Here is a 25,690-nt window from a genome sequence, read left to right as displayed (position 1 = left end):
TGTCCCTGGATAATTATGTTCGTTTTCGCACATTCTGCGAGTCCACCAGCGCCATCGCCAGGCCAATCACTATCCCTGCCGTATGCGCGCCGCTGGCAATGGCGAAGCCGGTTAAGCCGAACCATTCCGCCACCATCAGTAACACCGTAAAGATAAATAGGCCGTTCGGCAGCGCTACCTTCGGTTCCGGATCGCGCACGCCGCGCAGCCAGACATAACCGATCAGCGCATAGACCACGCCGGAGAGACCGCCGAACCAGGGGCCGGTAAGCTGGTGCTGCACAAAGCCGCTTAACAGCGCGCTAATCAGCGTAATCACTACCAGCTTACCGCTGCCGAGCCGCTTCTCCACCGCGCCGCCAAGATACCACCACCAGAAGAGGTTAAAGAGGATGTGCAGCAGCGAAAAGTGCATGATCGCGTGAGTGAAATAGCGCCAGGCTTCAAAGCGCAGGCTCTCATCCCAGGGCCAGGCGAGCCACGCCATCACCACTTCATCGCCCATCACGTTCATCAGCAGGAAGACGATAATGCAGAGCACGGAGATGGCGATAGTCAGCGGTCCGCCGCGCTCGCGCAGGGCGGCTGAAAGAGGGAAACGGCGGTAGTGCAAACCGCTGTCGGTCTGGCCGGATTGCCAGCTTGCCGCCAGATAGCGCGGATCGGCAGGGTTTTCCAGAAAGCGCGCCAGTTCTGTGCGCACGCGTTCGGCCTGGCTTTCGTCCGCCAGCCAGATGTCAGTCTGCTCATGGTGCTGGATCGTCAGGATAACGCCCTGAGTCTGCATATAGTCGACAAACGCCTGGGCGACGCGGGGGTTAGCAAAAGAGGTAATCATCAACATGACGGGCGTCGCTTAGTCCATACAAAGAGAGACAGTATAGCGGAGAGTCGCGCTTCGCCTAAAGCGTGCCGTGCTCGACTTCTGCCGGGAAGTGGCGATGCCATGCATCGAAACCACCGTCGACGCTGTAGACCTCTTCAAAGCCCTGCTGCAACAGATATTGCGCGGCACCTTTACTGCTGTTGCCGTGATAGCACATCACCATCACTGGCGTGTCGAAATCGTTGTCGCGCATAAACGCGCCCAGCGTGTCGTTAGTGAGGTGAAACGCGCCCGGCGTATGGCCCATCGCGAAACTCTGCGGATCGCGGATATCGACCAGCACGGCCTGCTGCTGCTGCAATTTCTGGTGGGTCTCTTCGACATTAATACATTCAAACTGATCCATGGCGTTCTCTTTATTGACACGAATTATGGCTAGGCTGCGACAAGTGTACGTCGTGACCCCGGTGATGCGCCATTATGTTATGCATATCACTCTAAATTGTTTTTTTGATGTTACCAAAAGCGCGTTCCTTTGCTATTATGAGCGATATCGAACATTTTTGAGCTTTTACGAAAGTGCGTGAGGATAGCATGGAAACCAAAGATCTGATTGTGATAGGCGGGGGCATTAACGGTGCCGGTATCGCGGTTGACGCCGCAGGGCGTGGTTTATCCGTGCTCATGCTTGAGGCTCAGGATCTCGCCTGCGCGACATCCAGCAACAGCTCTAAATTGATTCACGGTGGCCTGCGCTACCTTGAACACTACGAATTCCGCCTGGTGAGCGAAGCGCTCGCCGAACGCGAAGTGCTGCTGAAAATGGCACCGCATATCGCTTTCCCGATGCGTTTTCGCCTGCCGCACCGCCCTCACCTGCGTCCGGCGTGGATGATTCGTATTGGTCTGTTTATGTACGATCACCTCGGTAAACGCACCAGCCTGCCGGCGTCGAAAGGGTTGCGATTTGGCTCAGAATCGGTACTGAAACCGGAAATCGTGCGCGGATTCGAATATTCCGACTGCTGGGTCGATGATGCGCGCATGGTGCTGGCAAACGCGCAGATGGTTGAGCGTAAAGGCGGGAAAGTGATGACCCGCACCCGCGCTACCAGCGCGCGCCGTGAAAATGGCCTGTGGGTGGTAGAAGCGGAAGATATCGATACCGGCGAAAAATTTAGCTGGAAAGCGCGCGGTCTGGTGAATGCCACCGGCCCGTGGGTGAAAGAGTTCTTCGATGACGGCATGAAATTGCCTTCGCCATACGGCATTCGCCTGATTAAGGGCAGCCACATCGTGGTGCCGCGTGCCCATGCGCAGAAGCAGGCCTACATCCTGCAAAACGAAGATAAACGTATTGTCTTTGTCATTCCGTGGATGGATGAGTTCTCCATTATCGGTACTACCGACGTTGAGTATCACGGCGACCCGAAAAACGTGAAGATCGACGAAGACGAGATCAATTACCTGCTCAATGTCTACAACGATCACTTTAAGAAACAGCTGACGCGTGAGGATATTGCCTGGACCTACTCCGGCGTGCGCCCGCTCTGCGATGACGAATCCGATTCACCGCAGGCAATCACCCGTGATTACACGCTCGATATTCATGACGAAAACGGCCAGGCGCCGCTGCTGTCGGTCTTCGGCGGGAAACTCACTACCTACCGCAAGCTGGCGGAACATGCGCTGGAAAAACTGACACCGTACTACAAAGGTATTGGCCCGGCGTGGACCAAAGAGTGTGTGCTGCCCGGCGGCGATATCAACGGCGATCGTGAGGATTATGCAGCGAAACTGCGCCGTAAGTATCCGTTCATCAGCGAATCGCTGGCGCGCCACTATGCCCGTACATATGGCAGCAACAGTGAACTGATTCTGTCCGGTATCACCAGCCTTGAGGGTATGGGCGAGCACTTCGGTCATGAACTGTATGAAGCCGAACTGCGTTACCTGGTGGAGCATGAGTGGGTGCGTCGCCTCGACGATGCTATCTGGCGTCGTACGAAACTTGGCATGTGGCTGAGTGAAGAGGAGCAGGCGCGTGTGGCTCAGTGGCTGACGCGCAATAACAAAGCGGAACTCTCTTTAGCTTCTTAAGCGTTAAGATAAAAACCCGGTGGCCTGAAACCACCGGGTTTTCTTTTGCCTTTAGCTCAGCAGCGTAAAGGCGATCATCCCGATAATCGCACCGGTGGTGCCGAGGATGGTTTCCATCATTGTCCAGGTCTTCAGGGTTTGCGCTTCTGTCGCGCCGGTAAAGCGGCCATAGAGCCAGAAACCAGCATCATTCACATGGCTCACCACAATCGAACCGCCCGCGATACAGATGGAGAGTGCCGCCATCTGCGCGCCGTTGAAGTGCAGCTGTTCAATGACCGGCATCACCAGACCAACCGCGGTCAGACAGGCGACCGTCGCGGAACCCTGGATAATACGCACCGCCGCCGCCAGCACAAAGCAGGTCAGGGCGATAGGTAAGCCCATGCCGGTTAACGCTTCACCGAGCGCCGGGCCAACGCCGGAGTCGACCAGCACCTGTTTGAAGACGCCGCCCGCACCAATCACCAGCAGAATAATACCCGCCGGCTGTAGCGCCTGGCCGCAAATCTCCATTACGCGATCTTTTGCCATTCCCTGACGCACTGCCAGACCATAAATCGCTACCAGACAGGCAACCAGAATGGCGGTGAAGGGGTGACCGATAAACTCCAGCCATTGATAGAGCGTGCTGTCTTGCGCTACGAAACGCGCAGCGATGGTTTTCATCCCCACCAGCACCAGCGGCAGCAGGATCAGCGCGAGGCTGAAGCCAAACGACGGCATTTTGCCTTCGCCGAGGTGCGGCTCGCTGACATCGTCCGGAATATGCAGCTCAACGTGGCGGCTAATAAAGTTGCCCCACAGTGGCCCGGCGACCAGCATGCCCGGGATCGCAGCGCAGAGGCCAATCAAGATCATCCAGCCAAAGTCAGCATGCATCTGCGAGGCAAGCAGCATGGGCGCAGGCCCCGGTAGCAGAAATGCCGCCGCTGCCGCAACGCCTGCGAACAACGGGATAACCAGTTTGACCAGGTTAGTGCCGGTGTGGCGCGCCATCGAGAAGGCGACGCTAATCAGCAGGACAATCGCCACTTCAAAGAAGAGCGGCAGGGCGCAAATCAGCCCGGCGAGGCCAATCGCATAGTGCGCGCGGCTGTGTCCGAAGGAGTTAAGCATTTTGACGGCGATTTGATCCACCGCGCCGGTCTCATGCAGAATTTTGCCGAACATCGCGCCGAGTGCTACCACAATGGCGAGGAACCCGAGCGTACCGCCCATCCCTTTTTCCATGGTTTGCGCGATTTTTGTCAGCGGCATGCCGGAGAAGAGCCCGGCACCAATCGAGACCACCATCAGCGCAACGAAAGCGTGCATTCGCGCTTTCATCACTAAAAACAGCAGCAGTAAAACAGAACCGACGGCGGTTAATACCAGCGTTAATGTACTCACTGCTCATGGCCTTTGGTTATCACTTCAATGGTGCTGGCGACCACGCCATCAAGCGGTTGGTCAATGTTCACCACCAGCACATCGCGTTCATCTTCGCCCGGCTCCTGCAGCGTTTCGAACTGGGTGACCAGCATCTGCGTTTTGAAGAAGTGGCCTTTACGCGCTTTCAGGCGGCTTTCGATAACATCGAATTCGCCCTTCAGGTAGATAAAGGAGAGGTTAGGATTACCGGCGCGCAGCTGGTCGCGGTAGTGCTTTTTCAGCGCCGAGCAGACGATCAGTGACACTTTGTTGGTGCGCTGCATGGCGAAGGCGGCATCGTTCAGTGCCTGCAACCACGGTTTACGGTCGTCGTCATTCAGCGGCTCGCCGGAGGCCATCTTGTTGATGTTGCTCCGCGGATGGAGAAAGTCGCCGTCGAGAAATGCGGCTTTAAGCTGATACGCGACTTCGCTGGCAACCGCTGATTTGCCGCTGCCTGAAACGCCCATCAGAACGAAAACATGGTGATCAAGGTTTGTTGTGCTCAAAGGGTAGCCCCCACGGGTGCAAGAGTGATTGTTACGGGTAACTGTTATCGGTAACATTGTCCTGCCGCGATCCCAGAGAAGCAATATCCACAGCGGTCAGAGATAAATAAGTGTGAGCTACTTCAAATTTGTCAGACTAAATAGATCCACCCGGTGACAAAGTGAAACCTAAATCTAACATCTTTGGCGTAACTGCTTCACCACGGATACGCGCCAGCAGCCGTTCCGCACCGATGCGCCCCATACGTTCACGCGGCGTCAGCACGCTTGCCAGACGCGGCTCCATCACCTGACCAATGTCATGCCCGTGGAACCCGGCAATCGCCATATCTTGTGGGATCTTCAGCCCCAGACGCTGGCACTCAAACGCGGCACCAACGGCAAGGTCATCATTAGTACAGAAAATCCCATCAAGCTGCGGATACTCGCGGCGTGCCTGACGCATTAACTCAATGCCGGCGGTATAAGAGGAGGATTGTTCCACCATCACACTGTACGGCGTCAGCCCCGCATCCAGCATCGCCTGCTCGTACCCCTTCTGTTTGATGATAGTACGTTCATCCAGACGTGCACCAAGATAGGCAACGCGACGATGGCCGCGCGCAAGAATGGCGGCGGTGATCTGCCGGGCGGCCTCAAAGTTATCAAAGCCGACGGCGATATCGAGGCAGGGAGATTTGCTGTCCATCAATTCCACAACAGGGATGCCCGCCACTTCGATCATCTTCAGCGTGCGCGGCGTGTGGGTGCGTTCGGTAAGAACTAAGCCGTCAATGTTCCAGGAGAGCATCGACTCCAGCCGCTCCTCCTCCATTTCCGCTTTGTAGCCGTAGTGCGCCAGCATGGTTTGATAACCGTGCGCGTCGGTGACGCTTTCAATGCCGCGAAGCACTTCAGCGAAGACCTGGTTTGTCAGAGAGGGGAGAAGCACGCCAATGGCGCGGCTGGTGGCGTTGGAGAGAATATCGGGCGCGCGGTTGGGGATATAACCCAGTTCATCAAGGGCGGCGGCAATTTTGCCGCGTAAAGCGATGGAAACCTGTTCCGGGTTACGCAAAAAACGGCTGACCGTCATTTTGGTCACGCCTACGCGATCGGCCACATCCTGTAGTACGGGTCTTTTCTTTTTCATCGCCCTGATAATTTACGCAAAAGAGAGGGGTGCGCAGTTTATCACGGACAATGCGCAATCCTGCGGTCAAAAACCCCAGGATTGCGCGATTTATTTACGCCACATCACACCGGCGGCAGATCGAAGAGCAGGATTTCGCTGTCGCTGTCGGCATGCACCGAGATTGCCTGCTCATCCCAGATCGCAAGACCATCGCTGGTGGTCGCTTTGGTGCCATTGATGGTGACTTCACCTTTTACCACCTGGATCCAGACGCGGCGCTCGGCGGCGATCTGATGTACAGACTGCTCATCTTTCAGCAGCGCCCAGCGGTAAAGCTCCATATCCTGATGCACTTTCAGCGAACCGTCGCGCGCATCCGGCGAAAGCACCAACTGTTTGCCCTGCGTGGCGTCAAAGCGGCGCTGCTCGTAGCGCGGCTCAATACCGTTAGTTTCCGGGATGATCCAGATTTGGTACAGGCGCAGACGATCGGTTTTGCTCGGGTTGTACTCAGAGTGACGCACCCCGGTACCGGCGCTCATGATCTGGAATTCGCCCGCCGGAACCTGCTCTTTGTTACCCATGCTGTCCTGATGCTCTACCGCGCCTTCCAGCACATAAGTCAGGATTTCCATGTCTTTATGCGGATGGGTACCGAAACCCTGCCCCGCATCGATAACATCATCGTTAATCACGCGCAGCGCTGAAAAACCCATGAAGTTCGGATCGTAATAGTTAGCAAACGAGAAGGTGTGCCAGGAGTCCAGCCAGCCATGGTTAGCGTGTCCGCGGTCATTTGCTTTGCGTAAGAAGATCATCTTGTTTACCCCGTCTGTTTTCGATGGAGTAAGTGTGGACGCAATCATTGCTCAATCATAGAGGGTGAAAATTGACTCCTCTGTTCAAAAAAAGTGAACAAGCGCAGAGGAGCCCTATTCCCTTATTTGGCGAGGGTTATCGTGGCAGGTGATGCCTGCTCAAACGCGCGTTCCAGCAGCTCGAGGTTGGTAAGAACGTCAGTTTCCTTGACGTAATTTTCCGCGCCGTTTGTCAGCGTTTCATAGAGCGCATCGTAGACGCGCCCGTAGTCGCCTGGCTCAGGCGCAATCTCTTCACGCACCGTTTCGCCCGCCTCGTTGACGTACTCCAGAATGCCCACGCTGTCATCTGCGGCAAAGCCCGCATCGCCCGGCATGATATTGGCTTTCAGGCTGGTCTCCTGCTGATCGACGCCATATTTAACGAACGAGCCTTTACGGCCATGGACGATAAATTTCGGGTAATCGATTTTCACCAGGTGGCTGGTTTTCACAATCGCTTTCAGATCGCCATAGAAGAGCTGCGCTTCGAACGTATCGTCAGGGTTGGCTTTGTTGCGCAGGCTGCGAATATCATACGCGGCGTGATCCGGGCGGCCAAACAGCGAGATAATCTGATCCATGGTGTGCACGCCGAGGCCGTAAAACGAGCCATCCTGCGGCAGACCCGGCTTGCTTTCCGCTTGTGGGCGGTAGTAGTCAAAATGGCTTTCGATCTCGACAATTTCACCCAGTTTGCCGCTCTCAATCACCTTTTTGGTGGTGAGGAAGCAGGAGTCGAAACGGCGATTCTGATACGGCGTCACCGTCAGCCCTTTGCTTTTCGCCAGCTCAAATAGCGTGATCGCTTCAGCCATGGTCGGCGTGAAAGGCTTCTCGACCAGCACGTTTTTACCCGCTTCCAGCGCGCGTTTCGCATAGTCAAAATGGCTATCGGCATGGGTGCAGACGATCACCAGTTTGACCTGCGGATCGTTAAGCACTTCGTCCAGATCGCTGGTGAAGTGGATGTGCTGATAATCGGGATGTTGCTCCTCTGGCTTCGGATGGCGGCGGAAGATGTGCGCCACGTGCCAGCTGGCTTTACGGTTGAGAACATAAGGCAGGTGATAACGGGTGGTGCTTTTACCAAATCCAATAAATGCGCAATGTAGAGTCATCGTGTCGTCCTTTGCAGAATATCTCTCTTTACCTTAGACCAGGCGCGGCGAGAGCTAAAACCAGAAGCTTCTATTTATCGATTATTGTTATATTTTTAAGCCATTTATAAATTCCGATTTTTCTTCCGCGCTCTTGATCGCCTCCCCTAATTCGCGCATAAAACACGCGGCAATATCCGTTTGCCCCTTTCATGAGTCAGAAGCACCCACCACGCAGGGAGTTGCGCGCAATACAGCATGGATAAGCACTACTGGTATTTAAATCTCGCTCTTGCTTTTTGGGCCTTCGCGCTGGGGAGCTGGTGCGTTGACGCACGGCTCTGGGCACAGGTTGCGGCATCGCTAACGCTTCTCGGCTTCTTCTTACACTTTGTACAACATCAGGTTAACGCTATGTTTGGTAAAGAGAAAACCCCAAAAACGCCTCCGCTACAACCGATTGCAGCCTCACTGATTAACGAAAAAGAGACGCTGCGCGATGAGAAGCAGAATACGGTTGTCGCCAGCGGCACCAACTTTGTCGGTAATATTACCTCGAACGGGCAAGTGCATATTTACGGCACCCTTACCGGCAATATCGAAGCGAAAGACAATATTATCCGCATCATGCGCAACGGCGTGGTGGAAGGAAACCTCTCCTGTCGCGAGCTGTTTATTGATGGCACGGTGAACGGCGAGTGCAGCAGTGAAACGCTGAATATCGAAGAGAATGGCAACATCAACGGCACGCTGACCTACAGCGCATTGACCATCAAGAAAGGCGGCACCTTCTCAGGCCAGGCGAAACTCACCGCGCCAGTAGCAAAACTCAGCGTTGAGAAAGAGAAGAAGCGCGTCGGTGAATAGCAGATAAAAAAAAGCCAGCACCCGGCTGGCTAAGAAATACTGGAAGCAATGTGAGCAATGTCGTGCTTTCAGGATTACCGTACGGTTTCCCTGAACGCATGGCAATAATAATCATTATCATTCGCACTTGTCTACCCCCTGTGGCAAAAAATGGCAGTTGACGCTTCGCCTGAAAGACCGGAATGTGAAAGCTAACCCAACCAACAGGAGAAGCAGGATGAGCGAGATAGTGATACGCCACGCTGAAATGCACGATGTCGAACCGTTACGACAGATTTACGCGCAGCCCGAGGTGTATCAAAACCTACTCCAGCTACCTCATCCCTCTTCCGATCACTGGCATAAACGCCTGACGCCGCAGCCGGGCCGCCGGGATCTGATTGCCACGCTTGATGAGCGAGTAGCGGGCCATCTTGGTTTAATGGTCGAGCAGAACCCGCGTCGCAGCCACGTCGCCAGCTTTGGCATTATGGTTGCGCCTCAGTTTCAAAACCGCGGCGTCGCCAGCGCGTTAATCAACGAGATGGTGCACCTGTGCGATAACTGGCTGCGCATCGACCGCATTGAGCTGTCGGTGTATGCCGATAACGCACCCGCGCTGGCGGTCTACCGTAAGTTTGGTTTTGAAGTGGAAGGCACGGCGAAACGCCACGCGCTGCGTAACGGCGAGTATGTCGATTCGTACTATATGGCGCGCATGAAGGGCTAAAACGATCCCTCTCCCGGGCGGGAGAGGGAAATTGCTTTAATATCCTGCGGTTAAATCATCTACCGAACGCGGATCGGACGCACCATACAGCGTGCCATCCGGCCCAACCATAATGCTCTGCGTACTGCCCATCGACGCTTTCACGGCAACTTTCTGCCCCTTCTGCTCCAGCAGTTTCAGGGTGTCAGGGCTGAAGCCCTTCTCCACGCGCAGTTCGTCCGGCAACCATTGATGATGGAAGCGCGGCGCATTGGTCGCTTCGGCAACGTTCATTCCATAATCGATGGTGTTCACTACCATTTGCAGCACGGTAGTAATAATCCGGCTACCGCCCGGGCTACCGGTGACCAGCCAGGTTTTGCCATCTTTCAACACAATGGTCGGCGACATGGAGGAGAGCGGACGCTTGCCCGGCCCGATAGCATTCGCATCGCCGCCTACCAGGCCATAAACATTTGGTACGCCCGGTTTGGCTGAGAAATCATCCATCTGGTTGTTCATCAGAATGCCGGTATTACCGGCAACAATACCGCTGCCAAACACGGTGTTCAGCGTGTAGGTTACCGCAACGGCATTCCCCTCTTTATCCACCACTGAGAAGTGTGTGGTCTGGTTGCTCTCGTAAGGTTCCAGCTTGCCAGGGCGGATCTGGCTGGAGGGGCGCGCTTTATTGACATCAATCTGTTCAGCAATCGATTTGGCGTACGCTTTGCTGGTCAGCGCCTGCCACGGCACTTTCACAAAATCGGGGTCACCGAGATATTCAGAGCGGTCGGCATAGGCATATTTTTCCGCTTCCGCCATCACCTGCATGGCATCGGCGCTGCCAAAGCCAAATTTTGCCAGATCGAAATTTTCCAGAATGTTGAGGATCTGAATGATATGGATCCCGCCAGAGGAAGGCGGCGGCATGGAGTAGACCTGATAACCGCGGTAGTCGCCGCTCACCGGCGTACGCTCAACGGCTTTATAGTTCGCCAGATCCTCTTTGGTGATCAGCCCGCCGTTTTTGCTCATCTCCTGGGCGATCTGCTCTGCCGTTGTGCCTTTATAGAAACCATCCGGCCCCTTTTCAGCAATCAGCTCAAGACTCTTCGCGAGATTCGTTTGAACCAGCTTGTCGCCCTTCTTCAGCGGCTGGCCCTCTTTCCAGAAGATCGCCTTGCTGGTGTCGTGGTTCGGCAGCACTTCACTGCCGTAGGTTTTGAGATCGTCCGCCAGCGCATCGTTAACCGTGAAGCCCTGCTTCGCCAGTTTGATGGCAGGCTGAACCACCTTTTTCAGCGGCAGCGAGCCGTACTTCTCCAGCGCCAGCGAGAAACCAGCGACCGTGCCGGGCGTGCCGGAAGCGAGATGGGAGGTCAGGGATTTTTTACTGTCCGGGTTGCCCTGCTCATCAAGAAACATATCGCGCGTGGCGGCTGCGGGTGCCATTTCGCGGAAATCGATCGCCGTGACCTTGCCCTCTTTGGTGCGGATCATCATAAACCCGCCACCGCCGAGGTTGCCCGCCTGCGGATGGGTTACCGCCAGCGCATAACCGACCGCGACCGCCGCATCGACCGCATTACCGCCCTCTTTGAGGATCTCCACACCCACACGGGTCGCGGCCTCATCCACCGAGGCCACCATCCCCTGATGGGCCACAACCGGATGAAAGACATCGGCTTCTACCCCATACGAAACGGGGGCTGGCGCGGGTGCCTGAGCAGGCGGCGGCGCAGCGCCGACACTGAAACATGCTCCCGCCGTCAGCGCGGCGATTGCCGCCCAACGCGCAAACTGCTGTTTGATCATCGTCGTTCTCCACAAAGAAGGGCTACAGTTCCCGCTTAAGTCTGGTTCACAATGCGCAAAAAATCATGGTCATGCAGGAATGCGACTAAACTTAGGGGCAGGCCTCAACGGGAGGAGATGAGAATGAAACGCCTTGTGATTGTGGCAGCCCTGCTGCCTTTTACCGCTTTCGCACAGCCACTTAACCCGACAAATAACCCGAATCAACCGGGGTATGTCGTGCCAAGCCAGCAGCGTATGCAGACGCAAATGCTCAACCAGCAACAGCAGCAGCAAGGGTTACTGAAACAGCAGCAGCAGACGCAGAGCCGCCAGCAGCAGCAGAACCTGCAAATGCAGATGAACGATAATTCACAGCGAATAAGGCAGGCTCAGCCGGGGGAGCTCGACCCCGCCCACCAGCAAGTGCTCCCCAACAGCAACGGCGGGATGTTAAGCCAGGGCAGCAGTAGCGGTGGCGGGATGCTCAGCCAACAGAGTAGTAACAACGCAGGAGCGTTGAACCAGAGCAGCAGTAACGGGGGCGAAATGCTAAGCCAGGAAAGCGGCAACGGCGGCGGGATGCTTCATCCGCAAAACAGCGCCAGCGATTCGACCCTACAGCAGCCGCATATGCTGCCGCAGACCCAAACGCAAAGTGGCGGCATGCTGCACAGCACGCCGCAAACCACTACGCCTTAAGCGCCAAAGTGGGGCCCGATAGTTTCGATATTGTCCGTACAGATGCAATCGACGCCCCACGCCAGCAACTCCGCCGCGCGCGCCGGCTGATTCACCGTGTAAACCAGAATACGCAGCCCGGCGTCGCGCAGCATGCGAACGCGCGCTTCATCAAGCAGTTTATGATTGAGATGAATAGAGGTGCAGGCCAGGCGATCGGTCACTTCCTGCCAGTCATCGCGCCAGGCATCCAGCAGCAGACCGCGCGGCAGTTCCGGCGCAGCCTGTTGCGCCGCTTCCAGCGCATCGATCTCAAACGAGGAGAGCAGCGGCGGAGTCATCTCTGACCACAGCTCGCGGGCAGCAAGTGCGATGATTTTGCCCGTCAGCGGGCCGGTTCCGGTCGTCGGTTTGATTTCAATATTCGCCATCATGCCATGCTGCTGGCAGCGCTGCGCCACCTCCGACAACAGCGGCAGCGGCTCGCCTTTAAATTCGCCGCTGTACCAGCTCCCGGCATCGACTTTCAGCAGATCGCTCCACGCCAGCTCGCCCGCCACGCCCCAGCCATTGCTGGTACGCTCCAGGTTGTCATCATGCAGCAGAAAGATCTGCCCATCTTTTGATAATTTGGCGTCAAATTCGATCATTGTATGGCCATATCTGGCGCCGACATCGATCGCTGCCAGGGTGTTTTCCGGAGCCAGTTTTCCACCGCCGCGATGGGCGACGATGCGGGGATAGGGCCAGTTATTCATACGCGTTGTCCTGTTTCACCATCGAATAAGTGCAGGTGATGTTCCGCCAGATGCAGCCACAGCGTGCTGCCGGGTGCCGGGCGCTCCTGATGCGACAGACGCGCCACCAGTTTCTGCTCACCCCAGCGGCCATGGGCCAGATTATCCGCGCCGAGCATCTCCAGCGTATCCATCACCAGCGGTACGCCGCCTGCGGCTTGTGAGCTTAGCGCAATATGTTCCGGGCGGATACCCAGCGTCATTTTCCGTCCGGCATAACCGCGATAGTTCCAGTTAATCGGCAATGCCATGCCGCTAGCCAGCTCAAAGTGAGTGCCGGTCTGGCTGATGTGCCCATCGAGTAAATTCATTGCCGGGCTGCCAATGAAGCTCGCGACAAAGCGGCTGGCGGGCTTTTCATACACCTCAACCGGCGTACCGATCTGCTCAGCAACGCCTTTGTTCATCACCATCACACGCTGCGCCAGCGTCATCGCTTCCACCTGATCGTGAGTCACATAGAGCGAAGTGGTGTTGAGGCGGCGATGCAACTGCTGCAACTCAAGGCGCATCTGCACGCGCAGCTTGGCATCAAGGTTGGAGAGCGGTTCATCAAACAGAAAAACCGCCGGATCGCGCACAATGGCGCGGCCCATCGCCACGCGCTGGCGCTGACCGCCTGAAAGCTCGCGCGGGCGGCGTTTCAGCAGGCCTTCAAGCTCCAGAATACGCGCCGCTTCCGACACGCGTCCGGCAATATGCGCCTTGCCCATGCCGCGGATTTTCAGCCCCCAGGCCATGTTCTCTTCCACGCTCATGTGCGGATAGAGGGCATAGTTCTGGAACACCATCGCGATACCGCGATCTTTTGGCTCTTTCTCCGTGACGCGCTGGCGGTCAATCCAGATATCGCCGCCGGAGACGCGCTCCAGCCCGGCAACCATGCGCAGCAGCGTCGACTTTCCGCAGCCCGACGGGCCAACCATGACAATAAATTCACCGTCGGCCACATCCAGCGTCAGCGGCTCAATCACCTGAGTTTTGCCGCCGTCCCAACTTTTTGTCACTGCCTGTAATTTTAGAGATGACATCTTATTTCTCACTGTCGACCAGACCGCGCACAAAGGCGCGCTGCATGGTTAAAACGATAACAACCGGGGGGATCAGCGTCAGCAGCATCGCGGCCATCACCTGGTTCCACTGCGTCGTGCCCTCGCCGCTCGACATCATCCCTTTAACGCCCGCCACGGCGGTGCCAAGGTTGACGTCGTTGATAATCAACAACGGCCATAAGTACTGATTCCAGCCGTAGATAAAGGTGATGACGAACAGCGCCGCAAGATTGGTGCGCGACAGCGGCAGCACAATGTCGCGGAAAAAGCGCATCGGCGAAGCGCCATCAATGCGCGCGGCTTCTATGAGTTCATCCGGCAACGTCATAAAGAACTGGCGGAAGAGAAAAGTCGCAGTGGCAGAGGCCATCAGTGGCAAGGTCAGGCCGGTGTAGCTGTCGAGCATCTTGAGGTTGGCGATCACTTCCACCGTCGGGAAGATGCGTACCTCTACCGGCAGCATCAAGGTACTGAAAATCATCCAGAAGAAGAGATTTCGCAGCGGAAAACGGAACCAGACGATAGCGAAGGCCGAAAGGATAGAAACGGCAATTTTCCCTACGGTTATCACCAGTGCCATGATGAAGCTGTTGGTCAGCATCAGCCAGAATGGCGCGCTATTGGAGCCGACGCCGTTAACCCAAATCGCGCGCAGGTTCTCCCAAAGATGGCCGCCGGGAATAAGCGTCATCGGTGTGTCGTACACCGCGTTGATATCAAGCGTGGCGGTGACAAACGCGACGTAGAGCGGGAAGAGCACCACCGCAACGCCTGCGATAAGCATGATATGGCTGAACAGTGTCAGCCCTGGGCGATTCTCAATCATTGGTAGCGCACCTTACTTTCGACATAGCGGAACTGCACCACCGTCAGCACAATCACCAGCACCATCAGGATCACCGACTGCGCCGCAGAGGAAGAGAGATCCAGGCCGACAAACCCTTCGCGATAGATCTTATAAATCAGCGTAGTGGTCGCCTGTACCGGGCCGCCGGCAGTCGCCGCATCGATAACCGGGAACGTATCGAAGAAGGCATAGACCAGGTTGACCACCAACAGGAAGAAGCTGACTGGTGCTATCAACGGCAGCGAAAGTTTGAAGAAACGGCGAATGGGTCCCGCGCCATCAATGGCGGCGGCTTCCACCAGCGAGCGGGGAATAGACTGCAACGCGGCGAAGAAGAAGAGGAAGTTGTAGCTAATCTGCTTCCACACCGAGGCGAACACCACTAAAAACATCGCCTGACCGCTGTTCTGCGCATGGTTCCAGTGATACCCGAACTGCTCAAGGAAGTGCGTAATCAATCCGCGTCCGGGATTGAAAAGAAAGATCCACAATACGGCGGCAACGGCTGGTGCCACGGCATAGGGCAGCAGCATCAACGTCTGGTAGATACGGCTACCGCGCACCACGTTATCCACCAGCGCGGCAAAGAACAGCGAAACCAGCAGACCGCTAAAGGTGACCATCGCGCTAAAGCGGATCGTCGTCCAGAAGGCGTCGAGGTAGTAGCTGTCATGAAACAGCGCGGTAAAGTTATCCAGCCCGACAAACTGGCTGGAGAGACCAAAGGGATCGACGCTCTGCACGGAGTACCACAGCGCTTCGCCCGCAGGCCAGAGAAAGAAAATCACCGTGATCGCCAACTGCGGCGCGACGAGCAGATAGGGTAGCCAGCGTGAACGAAACACCGGACGGGATGAGGACATAGCAAGGCTCTTTTTAAATATGCCGGAGGGCGGCGACGCGATACATGGACCGATTTACAGGCCGGACAAGCGCTGCGCTTATCCGGCCTTTAACTCATTAAGACTTGGTCGACTGCTGGAAGCGGCGCAGCAACTGGTTACCGCGCTCAACCGCTGAGTCCAGCGCCTGTTGCGGGGTCTTCTTACCGGTCCACACGCTCTCCAGCTCTTCATCAAGCACGGTACGGATCTGCGGCATATTGCCCAGACGCAGCCCTTTGGTGAAGGCCAACGGCGGCTTGTTCAGCATCTGGCGCGTGGCGATATCCGCCCCCGGGTTTTTGTCATAGAAACCCTGCTGGCGCGTCAGATCGTACGCGGCCTTGGTGACAGGCAGATAACCGGTTTTCTGATGCCACTCGGCAGCGATTTCCGGCTTAGTCAGGAAGTCGAGGAACTGCGCCACGCCTTTGTAGGTCGCGTCATCTTTGCCCTTCATTACCCACAGGCTGGCACCGCCGATAATGGCGTTTTGCGGCGCGCCTTTCACATCGGCGTCGTAAGGCATCATGCCGACACCGTAGTTAAATTTCGCATAGTGACGAATATCCGCCAGCGAACCGGATGAGGCGGTGGTGATGGCGCAATCGCCGTTGTAGAACTTCTCGGTGGATTCATCTTTACGGCCAAAGTAGCTGAATTCGCCTTTCTTGTTCAGCTCTTCCAGCATGGCGATATGTTTCACCTGCTCCGGCTTATTGAACTCCAGCACCGCATCGGTACCGTCAAAACCGTTGTTTTTAGTAGCGACCGGCAGACCGTGCCAGGCGCTAAAGTTCTCAATCTGGATCCAACCCTGCCAGCCGCTGGCGTAACCGCACTTCATGCCCGCCGCTTTTAGCTTCGCGGTGTAGGCCGCCAGATCCTGCCAGGTTTTCGGTGGCTGATCCGGGTTCAGGCCCGCTTTTTTGAAGGCATCTTTATTGTAATAAAGCACCGGTGTGGAGCTGTTAAAGGGTTGAGAGAGCAGATGCCCGGTTTTTGAATCGGTGTAGTAACCCGCAACGGTCGGCACAAACTGGCTTTCGTCAAAGGTGATGCCCGCATCTTTAAAGACCTCGTAAACCGGCTTGATCGCTTTGGAGGCCATCATCGTCGCGGTGCCCACTTCGTAAACCTGCAATAGCGCTGGCGCATTACCGGTGCGGAAGGCGGCAATGCCCGCGCTCAGGTTCTGCTCGTAGTTGCCTTTATAGACCGGCACGATTTTGTAGTCGGGATGGGTATCATTAAAACGTTGCGCCAGGGAGTCGACCTCTTTGCCTAACTCGCCCTCCATGGAGTGCCAGAACGGGATAGTGGTTACGGCCATGGCATTGCCAGCAAAAACAAATCCCAGCGCCAGACCCAAAGCTGTATGTCGTAACGTCGTCATTGTGCTCTCTCTTGTTATACGGGATGCGCGATATCACGCGTTTTGTGCTCGCGAGGTAACATGACACGCTCGAATGACAGAAAAATAACTTTTTAATTACAAAAAAATGACAACCAGGCGTCAGGGAGATGTCACGCAAGTGATAGAAAGATGAAGGAAAAATGGCGGTTCAGACAAAGGGCTTCCCGGCGAACCAGGAAGCCCTTTAAGCGGCGCTCGAAGGCAACGCTGCAACAACATCATCGCACCTGAAAGGCAGGGATTGCTCCCTGCCCCAGGTCGCTACTTACCGGATTCGTAAGCCATCAAAGCCGCCACCTCTCTCTCCTTATCCCGGTAGCGAAGCTCGCACAGGGATTTGCGGGTCAGATAGGTGAATATCAGCAGCGTGAAGCAGAGAATAAACACGCAGCAGATAAAAGTTTGCGGGATTTTCATCGCCTATAACTCCTTGCCTTTCAGCAGGTAAGAGGCTACGCTGACGTTGCTTAGGCGTCGGTGTAGCCTCGGGTTAATTGAAAAATTGACTCGGGGCTTTCATCTTTCTGCCTCACATCATTTCTGCATAACGTCTTAAAGCACAGCCATGAGGCAAAAAGCCTCAAGCGCCGCCCGCATAATATCCCGGCCACACGCCATACTTCATGGCTGAAATATATTTTTCAGATTTAAACCCGATCGCTGATGTTACTGTTTTCGCTAATAAAAAAGGGCTTCCCGGCGAACCAGGAAGCCCCTTATTTGCGCAGCTTCACTTCCTTGCCTTTCAGCAGGTAAGAGGCTACGCTGACGTTGTTTGGGCGTCGGTGTAGCCTCGGGTTAATTGAAAAATTGACTCGGGGCTTTCATCTTTCTGCCTCACACCATTTCTGCATAACTTCCTGAAGCACAGCCATGAGGCAAAAAGCCTCAAGCGCCGCCCGCATCCTGTTGCGAACCCTCTCGCTGCGTATGGCTAAAGTGCATTTTTCAGAAAAAAACCGGCCCTTGCGAGGCCGGTTTTTATGTTTTTATTTCAACGTGTTAGCCGCCAAGGTAAGCACTTCTCACCGCTTCATTCGCCAGTAGCGCATCGCCGGTATCTTCGAGCACCACATGCCCGTTCTCCAGCACATAGCCGCGATCGGCGAGCTTCAGCGCCTGGTTAGCGTTTTGCTCCACGAGGAAGATAGTCATTCCCTCTTTACGCAACTGCTCAATGGTGTCGAAGATCTGTTGGATGATAATCGGTGCCAGCCCGAGGGACGGCTCATCCAGCAGTAGCAGGCGCGGCTGGCTCATCAGCGCGCGGCCTATCGCCAGCATCTGCTGTTCACCACCGGACATGGTACCGGCGCGCTGTATGCGGCGTTCATGCAGGCGCGGGAAGAGTTCATACACCCATTTAATACGCGTCTGGTATTGATCGCGGTGGGCGAAAAAGCCGCCCATTGCCAGGTTCTCTTCCACGGTCATACGCGAAAACACGCGGCGGCCTTCCGGCACGATCGCCACCGCTTCGCGCATAATCTTCGCCGTTTGCCAGTCGGTAATATCTTTGCCGTCGAATACCACGCGGCCACTGGTAGCGCGCGGATCGCCGCACAGCGTGCCGAGCAAAGTGGTTTTCCCCGCGCCGTTGGCACCAATCAGGGTCACAATTTCCCCCTGATTAATATGCAGACTGACCTCGTGCAGCGCCTGGATTTTGCCGTAGTGAGCGCTAACTTTGTCGAAAGATAACATTGCGTTTTCCATCTTATGCCTCACCCAGATAAGCGCGGATCACGTCCGGGTTATTACGAATCTCTTCCGGCGTTCCGTTGGCCAGCGGTGTTCCCTGGTTGACGACATAAATCCGGTCGGAAATGCCCATCACCAGCTTCATATCATGCTCAATCAGCAGGATTGTGGTGTTGTGATGGTTACGCAGCTCGACGATCAGCTCATCCAGCTCTTTGGTCTCTTTCGGGTTTAACCCTGCCGCTGGTTCATCCAGCATCAGGATCTCCGGCTGCGTCACCATGCAGCGGATAATCTCCAGACGGCGCTGATCGCCGTAGGCCAGGTTGCTGGCCTGCCGGTTGGCGTGGGCTAACAAACCGATCCTCTCAAGCCAGGTCGCGGCGCGATCGAGCGCTTCGCTCTGCGTGCGGCGAAATGCGGGCGTCTTCAACAGGCCAGAGAAGAGCCCGGTTTTTAACTGCTGATGCTGCGCCACCAGTAAGTTCTCAATCACCGTCATCTCACGGAACAGACGCACATGCTGGAAGGTACGCACCACGCCCATACGCGCGATTTGCTGGCCCGGCAGCCCTTCGAGATGCTGGTCCCGCAGCATGATGGTGCCGCCGGTGGGTTTATAAAACCCGGTCAGGCAGTTGAAGACGGTGGTTTTCCCCGCACCGTTCGGGCCAATCAGCGAGACAATCTCCTGCGGTCGCAGCTCCAGCGAGACGTTGTTGACCGCCAGCAAACCGCCGAAGCGCATCATCAGGCCATTTACCGATAACAGTGGCTGACTCATGCCTGCTCTCCTTTTGCCTGGCCGTTTTTCAGTTTCAGCTGCGGCCGCGTCATCGGCAGCAAGCCCTGTGGACGCCAGATCATCATCAGCACCATCAAACCACCCAGCATTAACATGCTGTACTCATTGAAATCACGCATCAGTTCGCGCGAGACCACCAGTAGAATAGCGGCGAGGATCACCGCGAACTGCGAGCCCATCCCGCCCAGTACGACAATCGCCAGTACAAAGGCCGATTCGGCAAAGGTGAATGACTCCGGGCTGACAAAGCCCTGGCGCGCGGCAAACAGCGTGCCAGCAAAACCGGCGAACGCGGCGCTGATGGTAAATGCCGTCAGCTTGATGCGCGTCGGGTTGAGTCCCAGCGAGCGGCAGGCAATCTCATCTTCACGCAGTGCTTCCCAGGCACGGCCCAGCGGCATCCGCAGCAGGCGGTTGATAACGAACAGCGTCAGCACCACCAGCAGCAGCGCCACCAGATAGAGGAACACCACGCGGTCGCTCGGATCGTATTTCACATTGAAGAAGTTGCTGAAGGTATCCCAGCCCCCTTCGCGCGCTGTGCGGCTGAACTCAAGGCCAAACAGCGTCGGTTTCGGGATCTGGCTGATGCCGTTTGGCCCGCCGGTCACTTCGGTGTTATTAAGCAGCAGAATGCGCACAATCTCACCGAAGCCCAGCGTCACAATCGCCAGGTAGTCGCCGCGCAGGCGCAGCACCGGGAAGCCGAGCAGGAAACCGGCAGCGGCAGAGACCAGCCCCGCCAGCGGCAGGCAGGTCCAGAAGCCAAGCCCGTAATAGTGGTTCAGCAGCGCAAAGGTGTAGGCACCGATAGCATAAAAACCGCCATAACCCAGCACCAGCAGGCCGGAAAGGCCAACCACCACGTTCAGCCCAAGACCAAGGATGATGTAGATCATCGTCATGGTGGCGATATCGATGGTGCCGCGCGACACCATAAACGGCCACACCACGGCAATCACCAACAGCGCCAGCAGGAACAGCTTCTGCTTAGCGGTAGATCCATCGATAGCGGGCAGAACAAATTTCGGCCCGGAAACGCCTTTCAGGCTCTTCTGGAAAACAGGGCGCAGTAACTGGAAGAAAAAGACCACCGCGGTGCCGATAAAGATCCACTGCCAGCGGATATCCGCCGCGTTATCGACCACCAGTTTGGTGCCATTCAGCTCCAGCTGTACGCCCATAAAGACGCCTGCAAGAATGAAGAACATGGCGGCAGAGAGCAGCGCCATCGCAAAATGCATCGGTTTCATACTTTCTCTACCTCCGGGCGACCGAGGATACCGGTCGGCATCACCAGCAGGACGCCAATCAGCAGCGCGAAGGAGACCACATCTTTATACTCTGTGCTCAGGTAGGCTGAAGAGAGCGCTTCCGCCACACCGAGGATCAGCCCCCCAATCATCGCGCCAGGAATACTGCCGATACCGCCCAGCACCGCAGCGGTAAATGCCTTCATACCCGCCATAAAGCCGATATAGGGGTTGATCACGCCATAGAACTGGCCGAGCAGCACGCCAGCCACCGCCGCCATCGCCGCGCCAATCACAAAGGTCAGCGCGATAACCCGATCGGTGTTGATGCCGAGCAGGCTCGCCATTTTCAGGTCTTCAGCACAGGCGCGGCAGGCGCGTCCCATGCGCGAATAGCGGATAAAGAGCGTCAGCGCAAGCATGGCGACAAAGGTGACGATCCAGATAACCAGCTGCATTGTAGTGATGGAGGCGGCAAAGTTTTCACTGCTGCCGATAGTCCACTGGCCGTTGAACAGGCTTGGCAACGCTACGTCGCGTGAGCCTTCCGTCAGGCTGACGTAGTTTTGCAGGAAGATGGACATGCCGATGGCGGAGATAAGCGCAATCAGACGCTTGGAGCTGCGCACCGGGCGGTAAGCGACGCGCTCGATGCTCCAGCCGTAGGCACTGGCGATAATAATCGCGCCGACGAAACCGGCCCCGACCAGCAGCCAGCTTGAGTCGATGCCCATCATCATCAGCGCGGCGATAATCATAAAGGAGACGTAGCTGCCGATCATGTAGACCTCGCCATGGGCGAAGTTAATCATGCCGATAATGCCGTACACCATGGTGTAGCCAATGGCGATCAGGGCGTAAGTGCTGCCCAGCGTGACGCCGTTGAACATCTGCTGCAAGAAATAGAGAAACTGCTCAGACATAACTTAACCTTCTTAAATCTCTCAAGATTTTCGTCCAAAGAGAGGGATGACTGTGACTTCGCCACACAGGACGAACCATCGGCGTGTCGTTAGAAGACACTCAACTCAAATCCCTTCAGATCGCCTTTTTCATCCCAGTTCGGCGGCCCTGTTTCGGTTTTAGCCCCGTTGGCTTTTAACGCGTTAATCAGGTCAGCGGCTTGTTTCAGCGCGCCCGGCGCAGCATCTCTCCACTATCCGGTTAATAACCACCGTAGTAGACAAAGACGATATTTTCTTTTTTTAGATGAGCGTTAAGCGCAGAAAAAACTACTTCCCTGACGGTAATACCTTTAAACAAGACCGCGTTGCCATGACCGGCTTTCAATCATTCCCGCGACAAATGTTTTCGCGTGCCATTTCATGCCTGCTACCCCGTTCGTGATGTTGTGTGAAAATTTTGTTTTTATGTGGTTAAAAAGCATTCTGTACTTTTAATGCACAATGCTATTTTTACCAGCGCCTTTAATGGCTTAGCGTGGTTTTCTGGCATAAACCATACTAAATACTCTATTTTTCAGGCGATTAAGCAGAGATAATATTCTGTATTCAGCGCGAGATAAACATCTAAAAACCCGGCTTCCAGCATAAAATAACGGCAGCATACGCGGCAAAAAGCGCCATCACTCAGGTTAAAATCCTGTCTCTTTTTCGATCTCTGACGTTTCCGGCTATGCCAGTCGCTGCGCTAAAACTATTCACCTGTTGTATTAAATATAAAAAAGTCTCCAGCCCCGGCGGGTGAAATTGTTTACACTCACTCCCTGTTTCACGTTTTGGACAAACGGTAGATGAAATTAACCATTATCCGGCTGACCAGTTTCAGCGAGCAGGATCATATTGATTTAGCGAAAATCTGGCCGGAATACGCCCCCGCCTCTCTGGATATTGACGATACGCACCGCATTTACGCCGCGCGGTTTAATGACCGCCTGCTGGCCGCCGTGCGGGTGACGTTGCGCGGCACCGAAGGCGTGCTGGATTCGCTGCGTGTACGGGATGTCACTCGCCGTCGCGGCGTCGGGCAATACCTGGTGGAAGAGGTGATCCGCGATAACCCGGCGATGAGCAGTTGGTGGATCGCAGATATCGGCGTTGAAGATCGCGCCGTGATGGCCGCTTTTGCACAAGCGCTCGGCTTTACCGCGCAGCCAGATGGCTGGGAAAAGCACTAAAAATAGCGGGCAGCGTGAGCCATGCCTGAGCGGAGTTTCGCATCGCAGGAAGTCGTTAATCCCCGGAAGCTTACAGGCGTAAGCGACCGGGGCGAATGCAGCCAACGCACCTGCGGCGCGAAAGGCGACTATCAGGTATTCATCACTTCGCGTCGGTCGCGGTACCGTTCGCATGCCAGGTAAAGACGCCGAACTCAAAGCCCTTCAGATCGCCCTTCTCATCCCACGTCAGCGGCCCCATCACGGTTTCAACGGAGTGACCTTTCAGGTAGGTGGCGATTTCAGCCGGATCGTCAGACTGGTTCAGGCCCGCAGCCAGCGACTGCAGCGCGGCGTAGGTGGTCCAGACAAACGCGCCGCTCGGATCCTGTTTCTTGCCTTTGATGGCATCCACAATCGGTTTGTTCGCCGGTACCTGATCGTAGTTCTTCGGCTTGGTGACTAACATCCCTTCGGCAGACTCACCGGCAATGTTAGAGAGTGACACGTTCGCCACGCCTTCCGGTCCCATAAACTGGGTTTTCAGACCGGCCGCACGCGCCTGGCGCAGGATCTGGCCCATCTCCGGGTGATAACCGCCGTAGTAAACAAAGTCGATATTCTCTTTCTTCAGACGCGCAACCAGCGTGGAGAAATCTTTTTCACCGGCGGTGATGCCGTCAAAGAAGACCACGTTGGCATTGCCTTTTTTCAGGCCATCCTGCACGGCGCGCGCCAGACCTTCGCCATACTGCTGCTTATCATGAATGATGGCGATGCGCTTCGGCTTCACCTTATCGAGAATGTATTTCGCCGCGGTCGGGCCCTGGTCAGAGTCGAGGCCGGTAGTACGCAGCGTCAGTTTGTAACCGCGCGCGGTCAGCTCAGGGGCAGTGGCCGCAGGCGTGATCATCAGGATGCCTTCGTCTTCATAAATGTCGGACGCGGGCTGAGTGGAAGAGGAGCAGAGGTGGCCGATAACATATTTGATGCCGTCGTTAACCACTTTGTTGGCTACCGCTACCGCTTGTTTCGGGTCGCAGGCATCGTCATATTTCACCACGACCAGTTTGTCGCCTTTGACGCCACCTTTTGCGTTGATATCGGCAACAGCCTGCTCAGCACCGGTAAATTCCTGATCGCCATACTGCGCAACCGGACCGGACATCGCACCGACAACGGCAACTTTGATATCTTTGGCGAATGCCACGTTGCTCATTGCTAACGCAATACATCCTGCCAGTAACGCTTTGCCCTTCATTTTCATCCTGAGTTTCCCCATTGTTATGGTTTTTGCAATTGTTGTGATGTTGTTATCTGGAATATTGCTTCGCTTATTACCCTAAGCAAAGAATATGATATTTGTTATTGTGCAGAATAGTGCCCTGTAAGCAGCATACTCTGCTAAAACATACCCCATTTTATGGAATAAGGAATAGCAATTTTGCAGGTTATGCGGCAGAGCGATGCGAGAACGTGACAAAGCCGCCCATAAGGCGGCTGAATAATTAACGCGTCAGCGACCGCTGGATAATATCCAGCGCTTTTCGGAACTGCTCATCAGGAATGGTCAGCGGATAGAGGAAGCGGATAACGTTGCCATAGACGCCGCAGCTCAGCAGCAGCAACCCGGCCTGAAGCGCTTTATCCTGCACCTGTTTAGTAAATTCCGGTGATGGCGCACCGGTTTGCGGGTTCTGAAATTCGACCGCCACCATCGAGCCCTGTGCACGGATATCGGCAATATGCGGGCAGCGCGCTTTCGCATGGGTCAGCACTTCGACCAGATCTTTGCCCAGCTGGTTCGCGCGTTCACACAGCTTCTCCTCTTCAATCACATCAAGCACCGCATGCGCTGCCGCCACCGCCAGCGGATTACCGGCATAGGTTCCGCCCAGGCCGCCAGGCGCAGGGGCATCCATTACCTCGGCACGCCCGGCGACCGCCGAGAGCGGTAAACCACCCGCCAGGCTTTTCGCCATAGTGATGAGATCGGGTTTGATGGCGTAATGCTCGCTGGCAAAGAGTTTGCCGGTACGGGCAAAACCGCTCTGCACCTCGTCAATGATCAGCAGAATGCCGTGGCTGTCGCACAGCGTACGCAGCGCCTGCATAAACTCTGGCGGAGCGATATTAAAGCCCCCTTCGCCCTGCACCGGCTCTAACAGGATCGCGGCAACCTGATCGGGGGCGATATCGGCTTTGAAGAGATGCGTCAGGCTTTGCAGCGCCTGTTCAGTGCTGATGCCGTGCAGCTCATTTGGATAGTGGGCGTGATAAACCGAACCGGGAAACGGCCCGAAGCCGATTTTGTAAGGCGCAACTTTTCCCGTCAGCGCCATGGTCATAAAGGTGCGTCCGTGGAAGCCGCCGCCAAAGGCGATAATGCCCGGACGTTTAGTGTAAGCGCGGGCGATTTTCACCGCGTTTTCAACCGCTTCGGCACCGGTAGAGAAGAAGGCGGTTTTCGCCGGGCCATCAATGGGGACGCGCGCGTTGATGCGCTCGGCAAGCGCGATATAGCTTTCGTAAGGAACAATTTGATACGCGGTGTGCGTGAAGGCCTGGAGCTGTTTTTCGACTGCCGCCATTACTTTCGGATGTCGATGACCGGTGTTTAACACCGCGATCCCGGCGGCAAAATCAATCACCTCGTTGCCTTCCACATCCCACAGCGTGGCGTTTTCTGCTTTCTCGGCGTAGAAGCCGCACATCACGCCAACCCCGCGCGGCGTCGCGTCTACACGCCGCTGATGTAATTCACTATTCTTCACCTTTTACCCCTCTCTGTGCCAACCCACAGAGTAAGTATATAGCGCCTTCGTTAAGACGACGTTTTAACCAGCACCGGGAGTGAGAGGAAATTCAG

The 25,690-nt window shown here is 55.7% G+C and carries 24 protein-coding genes and 3 pseudogenes; 5 read left to right on the top strand and 22 right to left on the bottom strand.

Features of this window, described 5'->3' with window-relative positions; genetic code table 11:
* Positions 1–13: 13 nt before the first annotated feature.
* Both glpG and glpE read right to left on the bottom strand, forming a co-directional pair.
* Positions 14–844 (bottom strand): rhomboid family intramembrane serine protease GlpG, encoded by an 831-nt coding sequence (gene glpG / locus EH164_RS01490; RefSeq protein ID WP_124967108.1) that lies wholly within the window; start codon positions 842–844, stop codon positions 14–16.
* A gap of 58 nt (positions 845–902) precedes the next feature.
* A complete protein-coding gene (gene glpE / locus EH164_RS01485; RefSeq protein ID WP_023482002.1) occupies positions 903–1,232 on the bottom strand; it encodes a thiosulfate sulfurtransferase GlpE in 330 nt (109 codons plus the stop codon).
* Between the two features lie 188 nt (positions 1,233–1,420).
* Between glpE and glpD the strand changes: the two genes are divergently transcribed.
* Positions 1,421–2,926, top strand: coding sequence for a glycerol-3-phosphate dehydrogenase (glpD, locus tag EH164_RS01480; protein ID WP_124967107.1), 1,506 nt, complete (start codon positions 1,421–1,423; stop codon positions 2,924–2,926).
* A gap of 51 nt (positions 2,927–2,977) precedes the next feature.
* Here glpD and gntU read toward each other — a convergent pair whose 3' ends face one another.
* From gntU to EH164_RS01455, 5 genes are all read right to left on the bottom strand, one after another.
* The gene (gntU, locus tag EH164_RS01475) at positions 2,978–4,318 is read right to left on the bottom strand and encodes a gluconate transporter (RefSeq protein WP_023481953.1); all 1,341 of its coding nucleotides are present in this window, start codon (positions 4,316–4,318) and stop codon (positions 2,978–2,980) included.
* Positions 4,315–4,848 carry a gluconokinase gene (gene gntK / locus EH164_RS01470; RefSeq protein WP_124967106.1) on the bottom strand — a complete coding sequence of 178 codons (534 nt, stop codon included), beginning with the start codon at positions 4,846–4,848 and terminating at the stop codon, positions 4,315–4,317. The genes gntU and gntK overlap by 4 nt, the downstream gene beginning before the upstream one ends.
* Positions 4,849–4,984: 136 nt before the next feature.
* A complete protein-coding gene (gene gntR, locus EH164_RS01465) occupies positions 4,985–5,980 on the bottom strand; it encodes a gluconate operon transcriptional repressor GntR (protein WP_023482014.1) in 996 nt (331 codons plus the stop codon).
* 104 nt (positions 5,981–6,084) lie between these two features.
* A complete protein-coding gene (locus tag EH164_RS01460; protein WP_023482050.1) occupies positions 6,085–6,780 on the bottom strand; it encodes a pirin family protein in 696 nt (231 codons plus the stop codon).
* Between the two features lie 122 nt (positions 6,781–6,902).
* A complete protein-coding gene (locus tag EH164_RS01455; protein WP_124967105.1) occupies positions 6,903–7,940 on the bottom strand; it encodes an oxidoreductase in 1,038 nt (345 codons plus the stop codon).
* 237 nt (positions 7,941–8,177) lie between these two features.
* On the opposite strand from EH164_RS01455, the gene EH164_RS01450 reads away from it, so the two are divergent.
* Both EH164_RS01450 and yhhY read left to right on the top strand, forming a co-directional pair.
* The gene (locus EH164_RS01450) at positions 8,178–8,786 is read left to right on the top strand and encodes a polymer-forming cytoskeletal protein (RefSeq protein WP_023482013.1); all 609 of its coding nucleotides are present in this window, start codon (positions 8,178–8,180) and stop codon (positions 8,784–8,786) included.
* A 217-nt stretch (positions 8,787–9,003) separates the two neighbouring features.
* Positions 9,004–9,495, top strand: coding sequence for an N-acetyltransferase (yhhY, locus tag EH164_RS01445; RefSeq protein WP_124967104.1), 492 nt, complete (start codon positions 9,004–9,006; stop codon positions 9,493–9,495).
* A gap of 36 nt (positions 9,496–9,531) precedes the next feature.
* Here the strand turns inward: yhhY and ggt are convergent, their stop codons facing one another.
* Positions 9,532–11,292 carry a gamma-glutamyltransferase gene (gene ggt, locus EH164_RS01440; RefSeq protein WP_124967103.1) on the bottom strand — a complete coding sequence of 587 codons (1,761 nt, stop codon included), beginning with the start codon at positions 11,290–11,292 and terminating at the stop codon, positions 9,532–9,534.
* 123 nt (positions 11,293–11,415) lie between these two features.
* Here ggt and EH164_RS01435 point away from each other — a divergent pair.
* Positions 11,416–11,808: pseudogene (locus EH164_RS01435) on the top strand (DUF2756 family protein); the annotation flags it as partial.
* Positions 11,809–11,969: 161 nt separating this feature from the next.
* Here EH164_RS01435 and ugpQ read toward each other — a convergent pair.
* The 12 genes and pseudogenes from ugpQ to EH164_RS22675 all read right to left on the bottom strand — a co-directional run.
* The gene (ugpQ, locus tag EH164_RS01430; RefSeq protein WP_023482061.1) at positions 11,970–12,710 is read right to left on the bottom strand and encodes a glycerophosphodiester phosphodiesterase; all 741 of its coding nucleotides are present in this window, start codon (positions 12,708–12,710) and stop codon (positions 11,970–11,972) included.
* Positions 12,707–13,780: a sn-glycerol-3-phosphate import ATP-binding protein UgpC gene (locus EH164_RS01425; protein ID WP_124967101.1), complete on the bottom strand. Its 1,074-nt coding sequence runs from the start codon at positions 13,778–13,780 to the stop codon at positions 12,707–12,709. The genes ugpQ and EH164_RS01425 overlap by 4 nt, the downstream gene beginning before the upstream one ends.
* Before the next feature lies 1 nt (position 13,781).
* Positions 13,782–14,627, bottom strand: a complete 846-nt coding sequence (gene ugpE / locus EH164_RS01420) for a sn-glycerol-3-phosphate ABC transporter permease UgpE (RefSeq protein ID WP_023482001.1) — start codon at positions 14,625–14,627, stop codon at positions 13,782–13,784.
* Positions 14,624–15,511 carry a sn-glycerol-3-phosphate ABC transporter permease UgpA gene (gene ugpA, locus EH164_RS01415; protein WP_124967100.1) on the bottom strand — a complete coding sequence of 296 codons (888 nt, stop codon included), beginning with the start codon at positions 15,509–15,511 and terminating at the stop codon, positions 14,624–14,626. The genes ugpE and ugpA overlap by 4 nt, the downstream gene beginning before the upstream one ends.
* Positions 15,512–15,608: 97 nt before the next feature.
* Positions 15,609–16,925, bottom strand: a complete 1,317-nt coding sequence (ugpB, locus tag EH164_RS01410; RefSeq protein ID WP_023481967.1) for a sn-glycerol-3-phosphate ABC transporter substrate-binding protein UgpB — start codon at positions 16,923–16,925, stop codon at positions 15,609–15,611.
* Between the two features lie 282 nt (positions 16,926–17,207).
* The gene (locus EH164_RS01405; RefSeq protein WP_367165592.1) at positions 17,208–17,333 is read right to left on the bottom strand and encodes a type I toxin-antitoxin system Hok family toxin; all 126 of its coding nucleotides are present in this window, start codon (positions 17,331–17,333) and stop codon (positions 17,208–17,210) included.
* Positions 17,323–17,370 (bottom strand): annotated as a pseudogene (locus EH164_RS22875) (hypothetical protein); the annotation flags it as partial. The pseudogene EH164_RS22875 and the gene EH164_RS01405, both read right to left, overlap by 11 nt.
* A gap of 578 nt (positions 17,371–17,948) precedes the next feature.
* On the bottom strand, positions 17,949–18,662 hold the full coding sequence (gene livF, locus EH164_RS01400) for a high-affinity branched-chain amino acid ABC transporter ATP-binding protein LivF (RefSeq protein ID WP_023482055.1): 714 nt from the start codon (positions 18,660–18,662) through the stop codon (positions 17,949–17,951).
* Position 18,663: 1 nt separating this feature from the next.
* A complete protein-coding gene (livG, locus tag EH164_RS01395; protein WP_023482112.1) occupies positions 18,664–19,431 on the bottom strand; it encodes a high-affinity branched-chain amino acid ABC transporter ATP-binding protein LivG in 768 nt (255 codons plus the stop codon).
* A complete protein-coding gene (locus tag EH164_RS01390; RefSeq protein ID WP_023482077.1) occupies positions 19,428–20,705 on the bottom strand; it encodes a high-affinity branched-chain amino acid ABC transporter permease LivM in 1,278 nt (425 codons plus the stop codon). The genes livG and EH164_RS01390 overlap by 4 nt, the downstream gene beginning before the upstream one ends.
* The gene (gene livH / locus EH164_RS01385; protein WP_023482039.1) at positions 20,702–21,628 is read right to left on the bottom strand and encodes a high-affinity branched-chain amino acid ABC transporter permease LivH; all 927 of its coding nucleotides are present in this window, start codon (positions 21,626–21,628) and stop codon (positions 20,702–20,704) included. Before livH ends, EH164_RS01390 begins: the two co-directional genes overlap by 4 nt.
* Before the next feature lie 89 nt (positions 21,629–21,717).
* Positions 21,718–21,995: pseudogene (locus EH164_RS22675) on the bottom strand (hypothetical protein); the annotation flags it as partial.
* A 463-nt stretch (positions 21,996–22,458) separates the two neighbouring features.
* On the opposite strand from EH164_RS22675, the gene panM reads away from it, so the two are divergent.
* A complete protein-coding gene (gene panM, locus EH164_RS01380; protein WP_124967099.1) occupies positions 22,459–22,842 on the top strand; it encodes an aspartate 1-decarboxylase autocleavage activator PanM in 384 nt (127 codons plus the stop codon).
* A gap of 142 nt (positions 22,843–22,984) precedes the next feature.
* Here panM and EH164_RS01375 read toward each other — a convergent pair whose 3' ends face one another.
* Positions 22,985–24,088, bottom strand: a complete 1,104-nt coding sequence (locus EH164_RS01375; RefSeq protein WP_139569052.1) for a branched-chain amino acid ABC transporter substrate-binding protein — start codon at positions 24,086–24,088, stop codon at positions 22,985–22,987.
* Positions 24,089–24,329: 241 nt separating this feature from the next.
* Positions 24,330–25,595 (bottom strand): 4-aminobutyrate--2-oxoglutarate transaminase, encoded by a 1,266-nt coding sequence (locus EH164_RS01370; protein WP_124967098.1) that lies wholly within the window; start codon positions 25,593–25,595, stop codon positions 24,330–24,332.
* Positions 25,596–25,690 lie beyond the last annotated feature (95 nt).

It is taken from the genome of Kosakonia sp. CCTCC M2018092 (assembly GCF_003864115.1).
Lineage (GTDB): Bacteria > Pseudomonadota > Gammaproteobacteria > Enterobacterales > Enterobacteriaceae > Kosakonia > Kosakonia cowanii.
The sequence above is the reverse complement of the archived record's forward strand: the minus strand, read 5'-3'. Positions and strand labels throughout refer to the sequence as shown.